Source organism: Methyloparacoccus murrellii, from assembly GCF_054657115.1.
In genome coordinates, this window is sequence record NZ_BAAHXD010000035.1 from 1 (window position 1) to 15,987 (window position 15,987).

Sequence of the window (15,987 nt, forward strand, 5' to 3'; positions counted from 1 at the left end):
GGCCGTCAAAAGGGCCGAGGTCGACAGCGGCCAGTGCCCCGGCACCACCTCGTCAGACGCCCAGCGCATCAAAGAACTGGAGCGCGAGGTCAAGGAATTGCGGCGGGCCAACGACATCCTGAAGACGGCCAGCGCGTTTTTTGCGCAGGCGGAGCTCGACCGCCGACTCAAGTCGTGAAGGCCGACATCGACCGCCACCGTGATGACGACGGGGTCGAGCCCATCTGCCGGGTTTTGCCGATGGCCCCGTCGTGTTACTGGCGCCACGCAGCCCGGCAACGCAACCCGCAACTGCGCAGTGCGCGTGCCCAGCGTGACGAGGATTTGAAGGCCGACATCCAGCGCGTGTGGCACGCCAACTGGCAGGTCTACGGCGCTGACAAGGTCTGGCTGCAGATGAATCGCGAGGGTATTGCGGTGGCGCGCTGCACGGTGGAGCGGCTGATGCGTGCCATGGGCTTGCAAGGGGCACGCCGTGGCAAGACGGTGCGCACCACGACGCCAGACACATCGGCGCCGTGCCCGCTGGACCACGTCAACCGGCACTTCCATGCCAGCCGGCCCAACGAGCTGTGGGTGTCGGACTTCACCTACGTCTCCACCTGGCAGGGCTGGCTGTACGTGGCCTTGTTGTGGACGTGTACGCCCGCCGTATCGTGGGCTGGCGGGTCAGTCGCAGCATGCAGACCGACTTTGTGCTGGAAGCCTTGGAGCAGGCGCTGTACGACCGCCAGCCTGCGGCTGATGCCTTGACGCACCATTCCGATAGGGGCAGTCAGTACGTCAGCATCCGCTACACCGAACGGCTGGACCAGGCGGGCATACGGCCTTCGGTGGGCAGCCGGGGCGACAGTTACGACAACGCGCTGGCCGAGACCATCAACGGTCTGTACAAGGCCGAGTTGATTCATCGCCGGGGACCCTGGAAGACCAGGGAACCCGTGGAGCTGGCCACCCTGCCGTGGGTGCACGGGCTCAACCACGTCCGACGGCTCACGCCGATTGGGGGCATCCCTCCGGCAGAAGCTGAGGCAAACGACTGGAGGCAACTCGCCAACAGTGACACCTCGACAGAGGTGTCAACTTAAACCAACCGGCCTCCTTGAAAGCCGGGGCGGTTCAGTCAGGTAGCAGCAGCGGTGAACCCGCTCCCGCTTGAGTTTTCCGAAGAAGCCTTCTGCCGCCGCGTTATCGCCGCAATGGCCGACGTCGCTCATGCTGCTGACGATGTGGTGGTCTTTCGGGAACGACTGGTACTCGGCGCGGGTGAACTGCGTGCCGCGGTCGGCGTTCAGGATGACGTCGCTGCGATGCAGCAGCCCGCCGTCTCTGGCAGGCCCTGGAACAGACAAGACATGAGGAGACGGGACGCCAGTCGGGCAAGACAGGCCATAGGCGATTCCTGGCGCCTGACAGATTTTGTTAGCAACAAACGCTTGTCAGGCGTTGACGGCGGAGTACCATGGCAGCGCCGTCCAGGCGGCCACCATAACAACAATGATCTGGAGGAGACCCATGGCCGAAGAGGAAAAAACCGGGTGTAGAGGCGATGGCTGCCAACACACCGCATGCATGCTGAACTGGCTCAAAGTGGCCGACACCTGGGCAATTGGTGGCTGGCAGAATCGCCTCCCCCGGCTGTATTACGTCGTCGGCGGACTCGTGCTTCTGTTCCTGGTGCTCTGAACAGGCATCGCCTCGGACCCAGCGTCAAAAATGGCGCTGGGTTTTCCTACCCTCGAGATGGAATGCCACGATGCAGCAAGATCAATCATCGGCATGCATCCACTCGAATTTGAAAATCACATCCACTCAAGAGCAGTGTCCGGTGGGTGTCCACATATATCGTTCAGCCGGCTCCTGACGGGCACCTCGAACTCATTGCTGCTGACAGCAACGCCGTGATTGTGCGAAACGCCGGAGCGAGGCGACGTGTCAACCAAAGATGATCCAGCAGGATTGGCGCATGATGATCAGCGTTGATGCCTCGGGGGGTGCAAAGACATCATATAGGCATCCCACCCATAAGGTCACTTCGGTGAAGAGGCGACCTATCGGCTGTCGTGCTGATCATACCCGATATGCCAAGGGATAGCCGATCCCCTTCAAGCCAGGCCGCAACAATACACTTCAAGAGGCAAGCACATGCAAACCAAGACCTGTGAGCAATGTCGGAATGACCGCATCGCAATTGGCAAAAACTTCTACGAACTGCCGGCATGGCGACGATATTTAGGTGCCGCCCTTATCTATCTACCTCTTTTCCTATCCCTGCCGTTCGTGCTTCTGGGTGCGTTGATTCTGTACGCGCACCTCGCCATATTGGGGGCAAAGAACCTCAAAGGCTATCGCGACTTTCTCCCTAAAGGGAATACATTCAGGTACAGCAGCATGCGGGAACAGATCACTTTTCGCTTTGACCCTACGGCTCCTTGGGCTAGCTTGAAAGTTTTCTGGGCGTTCAACTGCAACCTCTACTGTCCACTCAGCGTGGGCCTCTATGAATGGTCCACCTATCTCGTCAAAACGGTAGAGAATTTCTGGTGTCCATTCTTCCATGAACGGAAACCCTTCTACGAAGCATCCGCCATTGACCAGTCCTATTGGCATATTGACCCTGAAAATCGACAAAAACTTCATCCTGAAGATCGTGAGCATCATATCTGGAATGAAGATAGCGTGTAGATGAATCTTGTGGAAAACTCCACCCATAGCGACGAAAAAAATTTTTCACCTTTTTTGAACCACAATGACTACATGGCCCACCGATTCGATACAAGCCGACCCCAACACTTCCGACCTTACCCCTCGAAGCGCTATCGGCAGACTTGACTGCTCTCTCTAAAGGGGCAGTAATTGACTCTCACCCACAGAAACACAACACGCATCTGGTTACTTGCCCGCCAGATACCAGGAGCTCTTGCAAGCCGCAATGCGAAATATCACTTGTGGCGTCAACAGCCATCGAACCGAAGTCAGTTCGTTACCATGGTGTACAATAGACTAGGCCAACCTCATGAAGATCAGAAAATCAAACATCTGGAAAATACTGGTTTCAGCAACCTGCATTGCCATTGAGCCCTCTCGAGCTTTGGCTTATGACAGGGATGTTCACTATTACGTGATAGCCATGATTCTGGCCGATTTGGATAGAACCGGTTCGCCCATGGTGGAAAAGAAGCTCCTGGCGGCCATGTCAAACCAGTATGTGGACGATAACCCCAACACGCTGCCTTCACTGAATCCAACCAAGGCACAGCAGAGGAGGAACTGGCACTTTCCAGCCAAGATGGACGAGGGATGGCTCGTCAATTCCTATGGTGTCACCCGTCGCAACTCAGAGTTTGCCAAACACAACGTAAACAAGGGGCTGCAAGCCAATGACCCCTATGCACTGGGCATGGCACTGCATACCTACCTGGATAGCTTCGCACATGAGGGGTATGAAGCCTATTTTGGCCATGCGGCAGCGGGCCATAATCCGGACCGGGTGCATCTGGATATAAATAAATTTCGCGAAGCTGTCTGGATGAGCTACTCCATTATCAAGCAGTGGTATATAAATAATGGCATCCAGATCAACCCATCCCCCATTGCCATCGACAAGTATCTGGAATGGGCCAGATTTGTGCCACCCGCCTACACATGCACGCTGTGCAGCTACAACGACGAGATCAATCAAAGATCCGACTATTGGTTCTCCTTGGTCAACCTGGACTTCCCAGAAATCAGACTGCCGAAGTATGCAATAACCGAACAATGCTATATCGACAATTTTGAAGCCGTCGCCAGCAAATATCAGACACCGGTACGTTCGGAGGATGCATGGGCCATTGAATGGTATACCGCCAATCTCGACAATATCTTCAAGACTACCGCCTACCTGACTGACGATCTCGTCAAAGCCTCTGCCGAGAATTGCCCCACCCCTGCTGATCCGTCCTCTCCATTTCATGGACTCAATCGCAAACAGGCAGCTGCCCTCGCCCTCGATGAACCGGATACGCTTTATGACGGTTTACCAGCGGTCCTCGACACCCGTGCCGGTATCAGCGCCCTGTTCAAGGCCGCTAATCAGCGTGAAAAAGGCTGGGAAATCCTCTACATGTCAGCGTCCAGCGCCCATAACAGGGGCGTCGACTGGTCCCGATTCAAAGGGCAGATCCGAAGCAACCTGACGGCCAACAAGCTCGAAAGGCGGTTGTTCGCCGCCGGAACCCTGTCGATACTCAACGACACCGCAGCGTCGACCTGCAAAAAGATCAATAAAATTTACGCAAAGGTTGACCCGGCAGGCCTGACCGGTGGGCAGATCAGCTTTCTTGTCAATACCATTTCCACCTCACCCACGTACATTGCTCAGTGCGCCACAGAGAGCCTTCCGCTGCTCAAGACCCTGTTGAATGATGTCCGCGTCTCCGGGTTGGCGGCAGCAAGGCTGTATCAGATCGCAGCTGCAGAGGAAATTTCGGCCGGTACAGTTTCAACCGCATCCCTTTCCAGTTCGCAGGGCAACGCGGCGACTGGTATCCGCTTGCAGTCTCGCGAAGCACTCAATTCGACCCACCCCGCAGGACAGAGTCGCGTTCTGTCGCAGGCAGCGAAGACATCCATGGATTCGGAAATCGAATACTGGAGTGCCCGGGCATTACAGGACTTCAACGACACCCAGAAAGGCACAGAGGATGATCAAAACACCTTGGCCGAGCTTGAACGACGCCTGCAGGCAGCATTGGGTGGCAAAAATTTGAGTCTGGCTTCTGGCATCGCCTCGGCCATAGGGACATTCGCTAGTGCCGATCAACCGAGTGACTCATTGCTCTCCCTGTTGACATTGGCCGCGGCCAATCCAGAGTACAAGGAAATTGCGTCAGAACTTGAATATGCCCTGTACCAGCTCGGGCAGAGTAACTGATCGCATCATTCAAGGTATGTGTGGCCGCTTTACCCATCCGCTGCCCATCATCGCGCTTTCCTGGTGGTGACGCGTAGATGCCAGAGCTGTACATGGATGTTAAAGCCCGCCGAACTTGGCTGAAGCCCACTTCGTTCAAGACTTCGGTCAGCCATTTCTGAGCGGCCTGGGCACCCAATCCCAGGCCGACTCCAGGGCTTTGTTACCCAGATTCTGCTGCGCCTCGTCGGGCCCCCGTCGCGCCTGCAACGGATCGTCGGGCCTCGCCGCCACCCCTGCCTAGGACTTGTACGCTGTGCACTCGCCACGAGACTCGTTTTTTGAGAACTGGCGGCGCCTCTACGGACAGCTCACCGGTCCCGGCATGGCGAGGGTCGGATCCTGCGAGTTCAGGGTTTGCACCGCCTCGTCCAGTTCCAGAGGCAGCCGGGTCCAGGGAATCCGCAGCCAGAAGACATCGCCGCGTACCAGGCGGGGAACCACATTGGCCGGCACGGCCTTTTCCATCAGCAGTTGCTGCTCCTTGATGGCCTCTTCCCGGGTCTTGTAGAGGCCCAGCGAGATGGCGCCCTCCAGGGGGCCGCGGTCGAACAGCCAGGTTTCGTGGATGCCCTGGTTCTGCAACATCTGCCGATTGGCGCGGGCCGCCTCCAGGGTGCCAGCCTTGGGATAGATCACCCACCAGCCATCCGGCACGTCGCCGGCGCGCACGATCACCTGGGCAGCGTCGGCCGTGGGTTTGAGCAGGGCCAGATGGTTTTCCGCCGTCTCGCGATCCTGCACCGGGCCGATTTCGAAGCAGCCCTTGGGGCTGGCGCCGCCGGGCAGGATGCCGGCATCGGTGCGCGACCCGTCGCCGGCGGGCGCCGCATCACCGGGTGGTGGCAGGACCTCGAACTCGCCGGACGCCGGCAGGGATGACGGCGCCGCCAGCGTTTCCTCGCTGATCGCCACGTGCTGGTCGTTGAGTTCCCGGATCAGAGTGTCGCGCTGCTCCAGGCCGAACTTCCAGCCCAGGAACAGGAGGTTGATCACCACCAGAATGTAAAAGATTTTCTTCATGGAAGGGCTTCGGCCTCTGTCAGTAACCCGCGCAGCACGATGTGCTGGTCCAGTTGAAGCGGCTGCGCGACATGAGGCGCGATGGTGGCCGCATCGCCCCCCGTCATGACCAGCCGGAAGTCGGCGCCGGTGCTGGCGCGCAAGGTGGCCAGGGTCTTCTCGATCAGGCCGGCGCCGGCCATGATACAGCCCTGCCGCATGGCCGCCCCGGTGTCGCGCCCCAGCGCCAGGTCGGCCGCACCCGGCGGCCGGGGCACATTGAGGGCGCTGGCATGACGCTGCAGGGCCAGCGCCATGGTCCGGAGACCCGGGGCGATGAGTCCGCCCAGGTGTCGACCGTCGGCGGCCAGCGCGTCCAGGGTCATCGCCGTGCCGCAATCCACCAGACAGGCTGGCAAGGGATGGTCCCGATACAGCCCGAGGAGCCCCAGCCAGCGATCAGCGCCCAGCCGGTCGGGCTCGGCATAGCCGTTGACGACCGGGCCGCAGCACGCCCGGCTGCGGGCGAATACCGGCGACAGCCGCCAATGCCGCTCGATCCAGGCATGTAGCAGGCGCGCCACCTCCGGCCCGGCGACATTGGACACGTGCACCGCCGCCGGCGCCGGCAGCCCGGCCCAGTGTGCATCGAGCCGCTCCGCGAGACCCTCGGCCTGCGAGGCGAACGGCAGGCCAGGCTCCAGCCGCCCGTGCCGATGACAGGCCCACTTGATGCGGGAATTGCCGGCATCGACCAGGAACCTGGCGGTCATCGGCCCGGTATCCGCAGGCGCAGGTCGCCGGAGGCAAACTGCCGCCGGTCGCCGCCGGCCTCCTCGAATAGCAGCAGGCCCTGATCCGTCACGTCCAGGATGCGCCCCTCGAAGCAGCGGTCGCCGATCTGCACGCTCGCGGCATGGCCGGCATGGACATGGCCGGCGCGCCACTCCGGCAGATAGGGTGCGAGGCCGTGGGACGGGTAGTCGCGCAACAGCGGCAGCAATTCATTCAGCAGCAGCGCCACCAGCCGGTTGCGGGCCGGCGGGTGGCCGTCGCAGATCCGGCCGAGATCGGTCCAGGGCTGGTCGATGGTTGCCGCGGCGGTGCCCGGCAGGTGGCGATTCAGGCCCAGGCCGATGACCACCGCACACTGCCCATGGGCCTCGCCGACGACCTCCAGCAGGATGCCGCCGAGCTTGGCGACTCCCCAGAGGATGTCGTTCGGCCACTTCAGCCCGACGCCCGGCACGTTCGCCACCGTCAGCGCCCGCATGACGGCGACGCCCACGGCCAGGCTCAGGCCGGCGACCTGGGCGGGATCGTCGAAGCGCCACAGCAGCGACAGGTAGAGATTGGTGCCCAGGGGCGAAATCCAGTTCCGGCCGATGCGGCCGCGGCCGGCCGATTGATATTCCGCCAGGCAAACCAGCCCAGCCAGCGCATCGCCCCGCGCCCGCCGCAGCAGCTCGCTGTTGGTCGAGTCCAGATGGTCGTGGATGTCCAGACCGGTGAGCAGATCCGCCGCCGTCCCGGACAGATCCGCCGTGATGCGCGCCGGCGACAGCCATTCCACCGGGGTCAGCAGGCGATAGCCGCGACCGGGCAGCGCCGCGACCTCCAGGCCCAGCGCCTGCAAGGCCTGGAGATGTTTCCAGACCGCCGCCCGGCTGACCCCCAGCATCTCCGCGAGCGCCGCGCCGGAATGGAAGCGGCCGTCCAGCAGCGCGTTCAGCAGCCGCTTGTCGCGGGCATCCAGCACCACGCGCGGCCTACCCCGCCTGCCCGCTGGCCTGATCCAGCGCTTTCAGGCGCGCCAGTTTCTCGGCAATCCTGATCTCCAGTCCGCGCGGCACCGGCCGGTAATACTGGCGCGGGGCCATGCCGTCGGGAAAGTACTGCTCGCCGGCGGCGTAGGCGTCGGGCTCGTCGTGGGCGTAGCGATAGGCCTTGCCGTAATCCAGCTGGCGCATCAGGCCGGTCGGCGCGTTGCGCAGATGCAGGGGCACCTCCAGGCTGCCGGTGGCCCGGGCATCGGCGCGCGCCGCCTGATAGGCGACGTAGACGGCATTGCTCTTGGGCGCACAGGCCAGATAAACCAGCGCCTGGGCCATGGCCAGCTCGCCCTCGGGACTGCCCAGCCGCTCCTGCACATCCCAGGCGTTGAGCGCCAGTTCCAGTCCGCGCGGATCGGCGTTGCCGATGTCCTCGCTGGCGATGCGCACGATGCGCCGGGCCAGGTAAAGGGGATCGATACCCCCATCCAGCATGCGGCAGAACCAGTACAGCGCGGCATCCGGCGCGCTGCCGCGCACCGACTTGTGCAGCGCGGAAATCTGGTTGTAGAAGTCTTCGCCCTGCTTGTCGAAGCGCCGCGCGCCACCGCCGGCCAGCACCTCCCGGGCCAGATCCTCGCCGATGGCATCCGCGCCGCTGTCCAGCAGGTCGACGCTGATTTCCAGGAGATTCAGGAGCTTGCGGGCATCGCCGTCGGCGGCCCGCGCATACCAGCGGCGAATGTCCTCGTTCATGCCGACCAGCCGGGCGCCGTAGCCACGTTCCGGATCGGTCAGCGCCTGCGCCAGCACGGCCAGGAGGTCGTCCTCGGTCAGGGCGCGCAGCACGTAGACCCGCGACCGGGACAGCAGCGCGTTGTTGAGCTCGAACGAGGGATTCTCGGTCGTCGCGCCGATGAAGGTGAAGGTGCCGTCCTCGACGTGCGGCAGGAAGGCATCCTGCTGCGACTTGTTGAAGCGGTGCACCTCGTCCACGAACAGCAGGGTGCGCCGCCCGGACTGCGCCAGCCGGTGGCGGGCCTCGGCGACCTGCTCGCGAATCTCCCGCACCCCGGACAGGACCGCCGAGAGGGTCACGAACTCGGCCTCGGCATGATGGGCGACCAGCCGGGCCAGGGTGGTCTTGCCGGTGCCGGGCGGCCCCCAGAAGATCATCGAATGCAGGCGGCCGCCGCGGATGGCCTCATGGAGCGGCTTGCCCGGCGCCAGCAGGTGCCGCTGGCCGACATATTCGGCCAGCGTGCGTGGCCGCAGGCGATCGGCCAGGGGGGCCAGCATCGCACCGCTCATGCCGTCGTCAGGAACGTCGGACCGGGACGGCTCCCCGAGCGCGGCTCATTGCCCCTCGAACACATCCACGCCGGCCGGAGGCCTGAAGCTGAACAGGGCCGGATCGAGCCGGACGCCGGTCTTGAGGTTGTTGAAATAGATGCGCGTCAGCTGGCCGAAGTTGTCGCTCAGCTCCATGCCGATCAGGCTGTCATGCTCCAGCCCGATCTGCACGTAGCGGAAACCACTGTCCTCGTTCCTGGGAATCAGCTTGAGGATGGCGATGCCCTCCTCGTCCGACTGGTTCTCGATGGTGAAATTCTTCTCCAGCGGCACCTCGCCGGTCAGCAGCAGGGCCGGGGTCGAACCGATGGCCTGATCGAGCTTCTTGGCCGTCACCTGCTCCAGGTCCTTGTCATAGAACCATACCTTGCCGGTGCTGGAGACGATCTCCTGATGGTAGGGCTGCTGATAGTTCCAGCGGAACTTGCCCGGACGCTGCAGATAGAAAACGCCGCTGCTGCGCTTGCCGAGATTGCCTTTCTCGTCCACCTGCACCTGGGTGAATTCGGCCTGCAGGGTGCTCGCCCGGGCGAGGAAGCCCTTCAGCCGCTGCTCCGGCGTCACCGCCGCGGACAGGGAACAGGAGACGGCCAGCAGAATGGGGAATGCGGTATGTTTCAGCATGTTCGGAAGATGGCGAGAGTGATGCGGGGCGGCCGTCAGTCGAGCGGAAGGGCCCGGGCCAGCTCGGCGGCCAGCCCGGTATAGGTACGCGGGCTCAGCGCCAGCAGCCGCTCGCGGGCGACCTCCGGCAATGCCAGGCCGTCGATGAAGCGGGCCAGCGATTCGGCGTCGATGCGCTGGCCGCGGGTCAGATCCTTGAGCTTTTCGTAGGGTTTCTCGATGCCGTAGCGGCGCATGACGGTCTGGATCGGCTCGGCCAGCACTTCGGGATTGGCGGCCAGATCGGCCTCCAGCGCATCGGCATTGAGCTCCAGCTTGCCGATGCCCTTGAGCGTTGCCTGCAGCGCGATCAGGGTGTGCGCCAGGCCGACGCCGATATTGCGCAGCACGGTGGAATCGGTGAGGTCGCGCTGCCAGCGGGATATCGGCAGCTTCTCGGCCAGATGCGAGAAGACCGCGTTGGCCAGCCCCAGATTGCCCTCGGAGTTCTCGAAGTCGATGGGATTGACCTTGTGCGGCATGGTCGAGGAGCCGACCTCGCCGGCCACGGTTTTCTGCCGGAAGAATCCCAGAGAGATGTAGCCCCAGACATCACGGTCGAAATCCATCAGCACGGTATTGAACCGCGACAGGGCATGGAAGGTTTCCGCCAGATAGTCGTGCGGCTCGATCTGCGTGGTGTAGGGGTTGAACACCAGTCCCAGCGACTCGACGAAACGGCGGGCGAAGGCCGGCCAGTCCACATCCGGATAGGCGACGCAGTGGGCGTTGTAGTTGCCGACCGCGCCGTTGATCTTGCCGAGCAGTTCCACCGCGCCGACCTGGCGGGCCTGACGCGCCAGGCGGGCGGCGACGTTGGCGAACTCCTTGCCCAGGGTCGAGGGTGTCGCCGGCTGGCCATGGGTGCGCGACAGCATGGGCTGGTCGGCGTGGTCGCGGGCCTTCTCGCCGATGGCGGCGATAACCTTGCGCATGGCCGGCAGCAGCACCGCATCGCGCGCCTCGCGCAGCATCAGGCCGTAGGCCAGGTTGTTGATGTCCTCGGAGGTGCAGGCAAAGTGGATGAATTCGCTGACGGCCTCCAGTTCGGCATGGCCGGCGATCTTTTCCTTGAGGAAATACTCCACCGCCTTGACGTCATGGTTGGTGGTGCGCTCGATCTGCTTCACCCGCCCGGCATCCTCGGCGGTGAAACCGTCGACGATGGCGTTCAGCCGCGCCTGGGCCGTGGCGCTCAGGGCCGGCACCTCGGCGATGACGGGCTCCCCGGCCAGGGCCTGGAGCCAGCGCACCTCGACCAGGACACGGTAGCGGATCAGGCCATATTCGCTGAGGATGGCGCGCAGCGGTTCAACCTTGTCCGCATAGCGGCCGTCAATGGGGGAGAGATCAGTCAAAGCCATGTGTCTGTCCGCTTGGGTCGCGGCCCGGGCCGGGCGGTGTGCCGGGCGACAGGCCAGGATGGAAGAAAATCGCAGGAGGGCATTCTATCGCTTCGGTGCCCGGCCCCCGGCATCATCGCGCCGTCAGGCCAGCATGGCCATCGTGGCCGGTGGCCGGTCGACGAGCCCGCGCGCCTCGCCCCGGAAACTGGCGGATTCGATGATGCCGCCGCCGAGGCACTCGTCACCCCGGTAGAAGACCACCGACTGCCCGGGCGTCACGGCCCGCTGCGGCCGCTCGAAGCGCACCCGGCAGCGGCCGCCCTCCAGAAGCGTGACCTCGCAGGCCTGATCGGGCTGGCGGTAACGGGTCTTGGCGGCGCAGCGCAGGGGCGCCGTCGGCGGGCGCTCCCGGCACCAGTCCAGGGTGCCGGCCTCCAGGGTATCCGCCAGCAGCAGCGGGTGTTCATGACCCTGGCCGACGATCAGCACGTTCCGTCGCAGATCCTTGGCCAGTACATACCAGGCCTCGTCCGCCGCGCCCCGGATGCCGCCGATGCCGAAACCGCGCCGCTGGCCCAGGGTGTAGTACATCAATCCGTCATGCCGGCCCAGCGCCTGACCGTCGGCTGTCTCGATGACGCCGGGCTGGGCCGGCAGGTAGCGCTGCAGGAACGCCTTGAACCGCCGTTCGCCGATGAAACAGATGCCGGTGCTGTCGCGCTTGCGGGCATTGTCGAACCCGGCGCGGGCGGCGATGCGGCGAACCTCGGCCTTTTCCAGGTCGCCGATGGGAAACAGGGTCCGGGCCAACGGATCCTGGCCCAGCGTATGGATGAAATAGGTCTGGTCCTTGCCGCTGTCCACGCCCTTGAGCAGACGGTAGCCGCCGTCGCCGTGCGGCTCGATCCGCGCGTAATGGCCGGTAGCGATGCGGTCGGCGCCGAGGTCGCGGGCATAGTCGAGAAAGGCCCTGAACTTGATTTCCTTGTTGCAGAGGATGTCCGGGTTGGGGGTGCGGCCGGCCGCATATTCCCGGAGGAAGACCTCGAACACGTGATCCCAGTATTCGGCGGCGAAATTGACCGTCTGCAGCGGGATGCCGAGCCGGTCGCACACGGCCTGGGCATCGGCCAGGTCCTCCCTGGCGGTGCAGTATTCGGTGCCGTCGTCCTCGTCCCAGTTCTTCATGAACAGCCCGGTGACGGCATGGCCCTGCTCCAGCAGCCGCAGGGCGCTCACCGAGGAATCGACGCCGCCGGACATGCCGACGATCACCCGTCCGGCCATGACTCAGAGCCGCGTGGCCTTGAGCACGGCGAGCGGGTAACGCTCCCCGGCCAGGCAATCGTCGACACAGCACAGCACCAGTTCGCTGCGATGGCGGTCGCGGCAGGCCGCCAGCTCGTCGCGGGTCAGCCAGACCGGCCGGATGATGCCCTGGTCCAGCGACGCATCGGCCTCGTGCCGGTCGGCACACGCGGTAATGGCGAGGCGCAGGAAGCTGGCGGCACGGTCGGGCCGGCTCCAGAGGTAGACACCGACCAGCGCCTCCGGCTGGACGCGCCAGCCGGTTTCCTCGTAGGTTTCGCGCATCAGCGCCTCGATCAGGGATTCGCCGGCCTCGACATGGCCGGCGGGCTGGTTGATCACGTGCCGGCCCCGGTCGTCCCGTTCCTCCACCAGCAGCCAGCGGCCGTCGCGCTCGACCAGGTCAGCCACTGTGACGCGCGGGCGCGCGGCCGTCTGGATAAATTCCGGCGTCATCGGGTCTCAGGAAGAGTGTGGTGGGAACGGCGGCATCGGCGGATGGGCAGCAATTATGCCACAGGGTCGAACCTGACCGGCCGCCGCCAAAGGACCGCCACGGCAGGGACCCATGCCCCGCGCGCAGCTCTGCGACAAGCGAATGTCTGGTGCTATAGTTCCAGCCGCATCTTTCATCACCGGATCGATCCCTCGCACCATGGCCCAGCAACCTGATCACAGACTCCGAGACGATCTGGCGGTCGAGGAAGCCAAGCCCCGGCTCAAGCGGCCCCCGCTCTACAAGGTGTTCCTGCTCAACGACGATTTCACGCCCATGGAATTCGTGGTGGACATCCTCAAGATCTTCTTCGGCATGGACGAGGAGAGGGCCACCCAGGTCATGCTGCATGTGCATACCAAGGGCATCGGCGTCTGCGGGGTGTACTCGCGCGACATCGCCGAAACCAAGGTGCGCCAGGTCAACGATTTCTCCCGCCAGCACCAGCATCCCCTGCTCTGCGACATGGAGGAGGCCTGAGTTGAGCCCACCCCTGTCCGCCCACATAATCGCCGCACAGGCCGCCGGCCAAGGTTCCGGCCTCATGCCCCTCTCAGGAGTTCAATCATGCTGAGCAAAGAACTTGAGATCTCTCTCAACCACGCCTTCCGGACAGCCTACGAGAAGCGGCATGAATTCATCTCCGTCGAACATCTCCTGCTCGCCATGCTGGACAACCCGGCGGCGATGGAGGTACTCAAGGCCTGCGGCGCCAATCTCGACTGGCTGCGGCAGGAACTGCAAGGCTTCCTCGACGAAACCACGCCGCTGATCGCCCCCGGCGTCAAACGGGAGACCCAGCCCACGCTGGGCTTCCAGCGGGTACTGCAGCGCGCGGCCTTCCACGTGCAGTCGTCCGGCAAGCAGGAGGTCACCGGCGCCAACGTGCTGGTCGCCATCTTCAGCGAGCAGGACTCCCATGCCGTCTACCTGCTCAGCCAGCAGGACATCAGCCGGCTGGACGTGGTCAACTACATCTCCCACGGCATCACCAAGCCGCACGAGGAATCCGACCAGGCGCCCGGCGGCGCCCCGGCCAATGACAACGGCGAGCAGGCCGAAGCGAACCCCCTGGAGAAGTTCGCCGAGAATCTCAACGAGCTGGCGCGCTCCGGCAAGATCGACCCCCTGATCGGCCGCCGCGGCGAGGTCGAGCGCACCATCCAGGTGCTGTGCCGTCGGCGCAAGAACAACCCCCTGCTGGTGGGCGAGGCCGGGGTCGGCAAGACGGCCATCGCCGAGGGACTGGCGAAGAAGATCGTCGAGGGCGAGGTTCCGGAGGTCCTGGCCAACAGCACCATCTACGCGCTGGACCTCGGCGCCCTGGTGGCCGGCACCAAGTATCGCGGCGATTTCGAGAAGCGGCTGAAGTCGCTGCTGGCGCAGTTGAAGAAGCAGCCGCACGCCATCCTGTTCATCGACGAAATCCACACCATCATCGGCGCGGGCTCGGCCTCGGGCGGGGTCATGGATGCCTCGAACCTGATCAAGCCGGTGCTGGCCTCGGGCGACCTGCGCTGCATCGGCTCGACCACCTATCAGGAATACCGCGGCATCTTCGAGAAGGATCGCGCCCTGGCCCGCCGTTTCCAGAAGATCGACGTGCTGGAGCCCTCGGTGGACGAGACCTTCCAGATTCTCAAGGGCCTGAAATCGCGCTTCGAGGAACATCACGAGGTCAAATATTCGCTGGCGGCGCTGCGCACGGCCGCCGAGCTGTCCGACCGCTACATCACCGACCGCCACCTGCCGGACAAGGCCATCGATGTGATCGACGAGGCCGGGGCCGGCCAGCGGCTGTTGCCGGCGTCGAAGCGGAAGAAACTGATCGGCACGCTGGAGATCGAGGATATCGTCTCGAAGATCGCCCGCATTCCCCCGAAGACGGTCTCGACCAATGACAAGGACAAGCTGCGCGACCTGGAAAAGAACCTGAAGATGCTGGTGTTCGGCCAGGACGAGGCGATCACGACCCTCGCCGCCGCCATCAAGCTGTCACGGGCCGGCCTGCGCGAGGCACAGAAGCCGATCGGCTGCTTCCTGTTCGCGGGGCCCACCGGCGTCGGCAAGACCGAGGTGACGCGTCAGCTGGCCAAGGTCATGGGCGTCGAGCTGCTGCGCTTCGACATGTCGGAGTACATGGAACGGCATACGGTCTCGCGCCTGATCGGCGCGCCGCCCGGCTATGTGGGGTTCGACCAGGGCGGTCTCCTGACCGAGCAGGTCGGCAAGCACCCGCATGCGGTGGTGCTGCTGGACGAGATCGAGAAGGCCCACCCCGATGTCTTCAATCTGCTGCTGCAGGTGATGGATCACGGCACGCTGACCGACAACAACGGTCGCAAGGCGGATTTCCGCAACATCATCCTGATCATGACCACCAATGCCGGCGCCAGCGAGGGCGGCCGGCCATCCATCGGCTTCACCCGCCAGGATCACGTCAGCGACAGCCTGAAGGTCATCGAGCGGACGTTCTCACCGGAATTCCGCAACCGCCTGGACGCCATCATCCAGTTCAGGCCGCTCAGCATCGAGATCATCGCGCAGGTGGTCGACAAGTTCATGTTCGAACTGGAGACGCAGCTGGCGGAGAAGCGGGTATCGGTGGTGCTGGAACCGGAAGCCCGGCAATGGCTGGCCGAGCATGGCTTCGACCCGCAGATGGGCGCGCGGCCGATGAGCCGGGTCATCCAGGAGAAGATCAAGAAACCGCTGGCGGAGGCGATCCTGTTCGGAAAACTGGCCACCGGCGGCGTCGCCAGGATCGGCGTGGAAGACGGCGAGCTCTCCTTCTCGGTGGAGGGCGTGCCCGAGGTGTCCGAACCGGCCTGAACTAGCGCTGGCGGAAGGTGATGCGCCCCTTGCTGAGATCGTAGGGGGTCATCTCGACCTTGACGCGGTCACCGGTCAGGATCCGGATGTAATGCTTGCGCATCTTGCCGGAAATATGGGCCATCACGACGTGCCCGTTATCCAGCTCGACACGGAAGGTGGTGTTGGGCAGGGTCTCGATGACCTTGCCTTCCATCTCGATATGATCTTCTTTCGACATACGCTTTCTGGGTTGGCGGAATTTCCGGGAGACCCCGGAAA

14 protein-coding genes, 2 pseudogenes and 1 other annotated feature are annotated in these 15,987 nt (G+C 63.6%); of the genes and pseudogenes, 6 read left to right on the forward strand and 10 right to left on the reverse strand.

Annotated elements, in window-relative coordinates:
* A pseudogene (locus tag ACYQ1H_RS10665) lies at window positions 1-1,088 on the forward strand (IS3 family transposase); the annotation flags it as partial.
* Window positions 133-249, forward strand: a sequence feature (AL1L pseudoknot). (Overlaps the previous pseudogene by 117 nt.)
* A 33-nt stretch (window positions 1,089-1,121) precedes the next feature.
* On the opposite strand, the pseudogene ACYQ1H_RS10670 reads toward ACYQ1H_RS10665, so the two are convergent.
* Window positions 1,122-1,301: pseudogene (locus tag ACYQ1H_RS10670) on the reverse strand (IS3 family transposase); the annotation flags it as partial.
* 214 nt (window positions 1,302-1,515) lie between these two features.
* Between ACYQ1H_RS10670 and ACYQ1H_RS10675 the strand changes: the two are divergent.
* The 3 genes from ACYQ1H_RS10675 to ACYQ1H_RS10685 all read left to right on the forward strand — a co-directional run bounded on the left by ACYQ1H_RS10675 (window position 1,516) and on the right by ACYQ1H_RS10685 (window position 4,915).
* Window positions 1,516-1,686 carry a hypothetical protein gene (locus ACYQ1H_RS10675; RefSeq protein ID WP_460028033.1) on the forward strand — a complete coding sequence of 57 codons (171 nt, stop codon included), beginning with the start codon at window positions 1,516-1,518 and terminating at the stop codon, window positions 1,684-1,686.
* Window positions 1,687-2,145: 459 nt separating this feature from the next.
* Window positions 2,146-2,685 carry a hypothetical protein gene (locus tag ACYQ1H_RS10680; RefSeq protein WP_460028034.1) on the forward strand — a complete coding sequence of 180 codons (540 nt, stop codon included), beginning with the start codon at window positions 2,146-2,148 and terminating at the stop codon, window positions 2,683-2,685.
* Window positions 2,686-3,016: 331 nt separating this feature from the next.
* Window positions 3,017-4,915: a hypothetical protein gene (locus ACYQ1H_RS10685; protein WP_460028035.1), complete on the forward strand. Its 1,899-nt coding sequence runs from the start codon at window positions 3,017-3,019 to the stop codon at window positions 4,913-4,915.
* Window positions 4,916-5,254: 339 nt separating this feature from the next.
* Here ACYQ1H_RS10685 and ACYQ1H_RS10690 read toward each other — a convergent pair whose 3' ends face one another.
* The 8 genes from ACYQ1H_RS10690 to ACYQ1H_RS10725 all read right to left on the reverse strand — a co-directional run bounded on the left by ACYQ1H_RS10690 (window position 5,255) and on the right by ACYQ1H_RS10725 (window position 12,854).
* Window positions 5,255-5,977, reverse strand: coding sequence for a hypothetical protein (locus ACYQ1H_RS10690; RefSeq protein ID WP_460028036.1), 723 nt, complete (start codon window positions 5,975-5,977; stop codon window positions 5,255-5,257).
* Entirely contained in the window at window positions 5,974-6,729 is a 756-nt protein-coding gene (locus ACYQ1H_RS10695) for a type III pantothenate kinase (RefSeq protein WP_460028037.1), read from the reverse strand. Before ACYQ1H_RS10695 ends, ACYQ1H_RS10690 begins: the two co-directional genes overlap by 4 nt.
* Window positions 6,726-7,718, reverse strand: a complete 993-nt coding sequence (locus ACYQ1H_RS10700; RefSeq protein WP_460028038.1) for a biotin--[acetyl-CoA-carboxylase] ligase — start codon at window positions 7,716-7,718, stop codon at window positions 6,726-6,728. The genes ACYQ1H_RS10695 and ACYQ1H_RS10700 overlap by 4 nt, the downstream gene beginning before the upstream one ends.
* A gap of 7 nt (window positions 7,719-7,725) precedes the next feature.
* On the reverse strand, window positions 7,726-9,039 hold the full coding sequence (locus ACYQ1H_RS10705) for a replication-associated recombination protein A (RefSeq protein ID WP_460028039.1): 1,314 nt from the start codon (window positions 9,037-9,039) through the stop codon (window positions 7,726-7,728).
* 45 nt (window positions 9,040-9,084) lie between these two features.
* A complete protein-coding gene (gene lolA, locus ACYQ1H_RS10710) occupies window positions 9,085-9,705 on the reverse strand; it encodes an outer membrane lipoprotein periplasmic chaperone LolA (protein ID WP_460028040.1) in 621 nt (206 codons plus the stop codon).
* Window positions 9,706-9,740: 35 nt separating this feature from the next.
* Complete coding sequence (purB, locus tag ACYQ1H_RS10715; protein WP_460028041.1) at window positions 9,741-11,108, reverse strand: adenylosuccinate lyase; 1,368 nt, start codon at window positions 11,106-11,108, stop codon at window positions 9,741-9,743.
* 123 nt (window positions 11,109-11,231) lie between these two features.
* A complete protein-coding gene (mnmA, locus tag ACYQ1H_RS10720; protein WP_460028042.1) occupies window positions 11,232-12,377 on the reverse strand; it encodes a tRNA 2-thiouridine(34) synthase MnmA in 1,146 nt (381 codons plus the stop codon).
* 3 nt (window positions 12,378-12,380) lie between these two features.
* Window positions 12,381-12,854 (reverse strand): NUDIX hydrolase, encoded by a 474-nt coding sequence (locus ACYQ1H_RS10725; RefSeq protein ID WP_460028043.1) that lies wholly within the window; start codon window positions 12,852-12,854, stop codon window positions 12,381-12,383.
* Window positions 12,855-13,053: 199 nt separating this feature from the next.
* On the opposite strand from ACYQ1H_RS10725, the gene clpS reads away from it, so the two are divergent.
* Together clpS and clpA are read left to right on the forward strand one after the other, a co-directional pair.
* Entirely contained in the window at window positions 13,054-13,374 is a 321-nt protein-coding gene (gene clpS / locus ACYQ1H_RS10730; RefSeq protein WP_460028044.1) for an ATP-dependent Clp protease adapter ClpS, read from the forward strand.
* A gap of 87 nt (window positions 13,375-13,461) precedes the next feature.
* Window positions 13,462-15,726, forward strand: a complete 2,265-nt coding sequence (gene clpA, locus ACYQ1H_RS10735; RefSeq protein ID WP_460028045.1) for an ATP-dependent Clp protease ATP-binding subunit ClpA — start codon at window positions 13,462-13,464, stop codon at window positions 15,724-15,726.
* Between the two features lies 1 nt (window position 15,727).
* Here the strand turns inward: clpA and infA are convergent, their stop codons facing one another.
* Window positions 15,728-15,946, reverse strand: coding sequence for a translation initiation factor IF-1 (gene infA / locus ACYQ1H_RS10740; RefSeq protein ID WP_460028046.1), 219 nt, complete (start codon window positions 15,944-15,946; stop codon window positions 15,728-15,730).
* Window positions 15,947-15,987 lie beyond the last annotated feature (41 nt).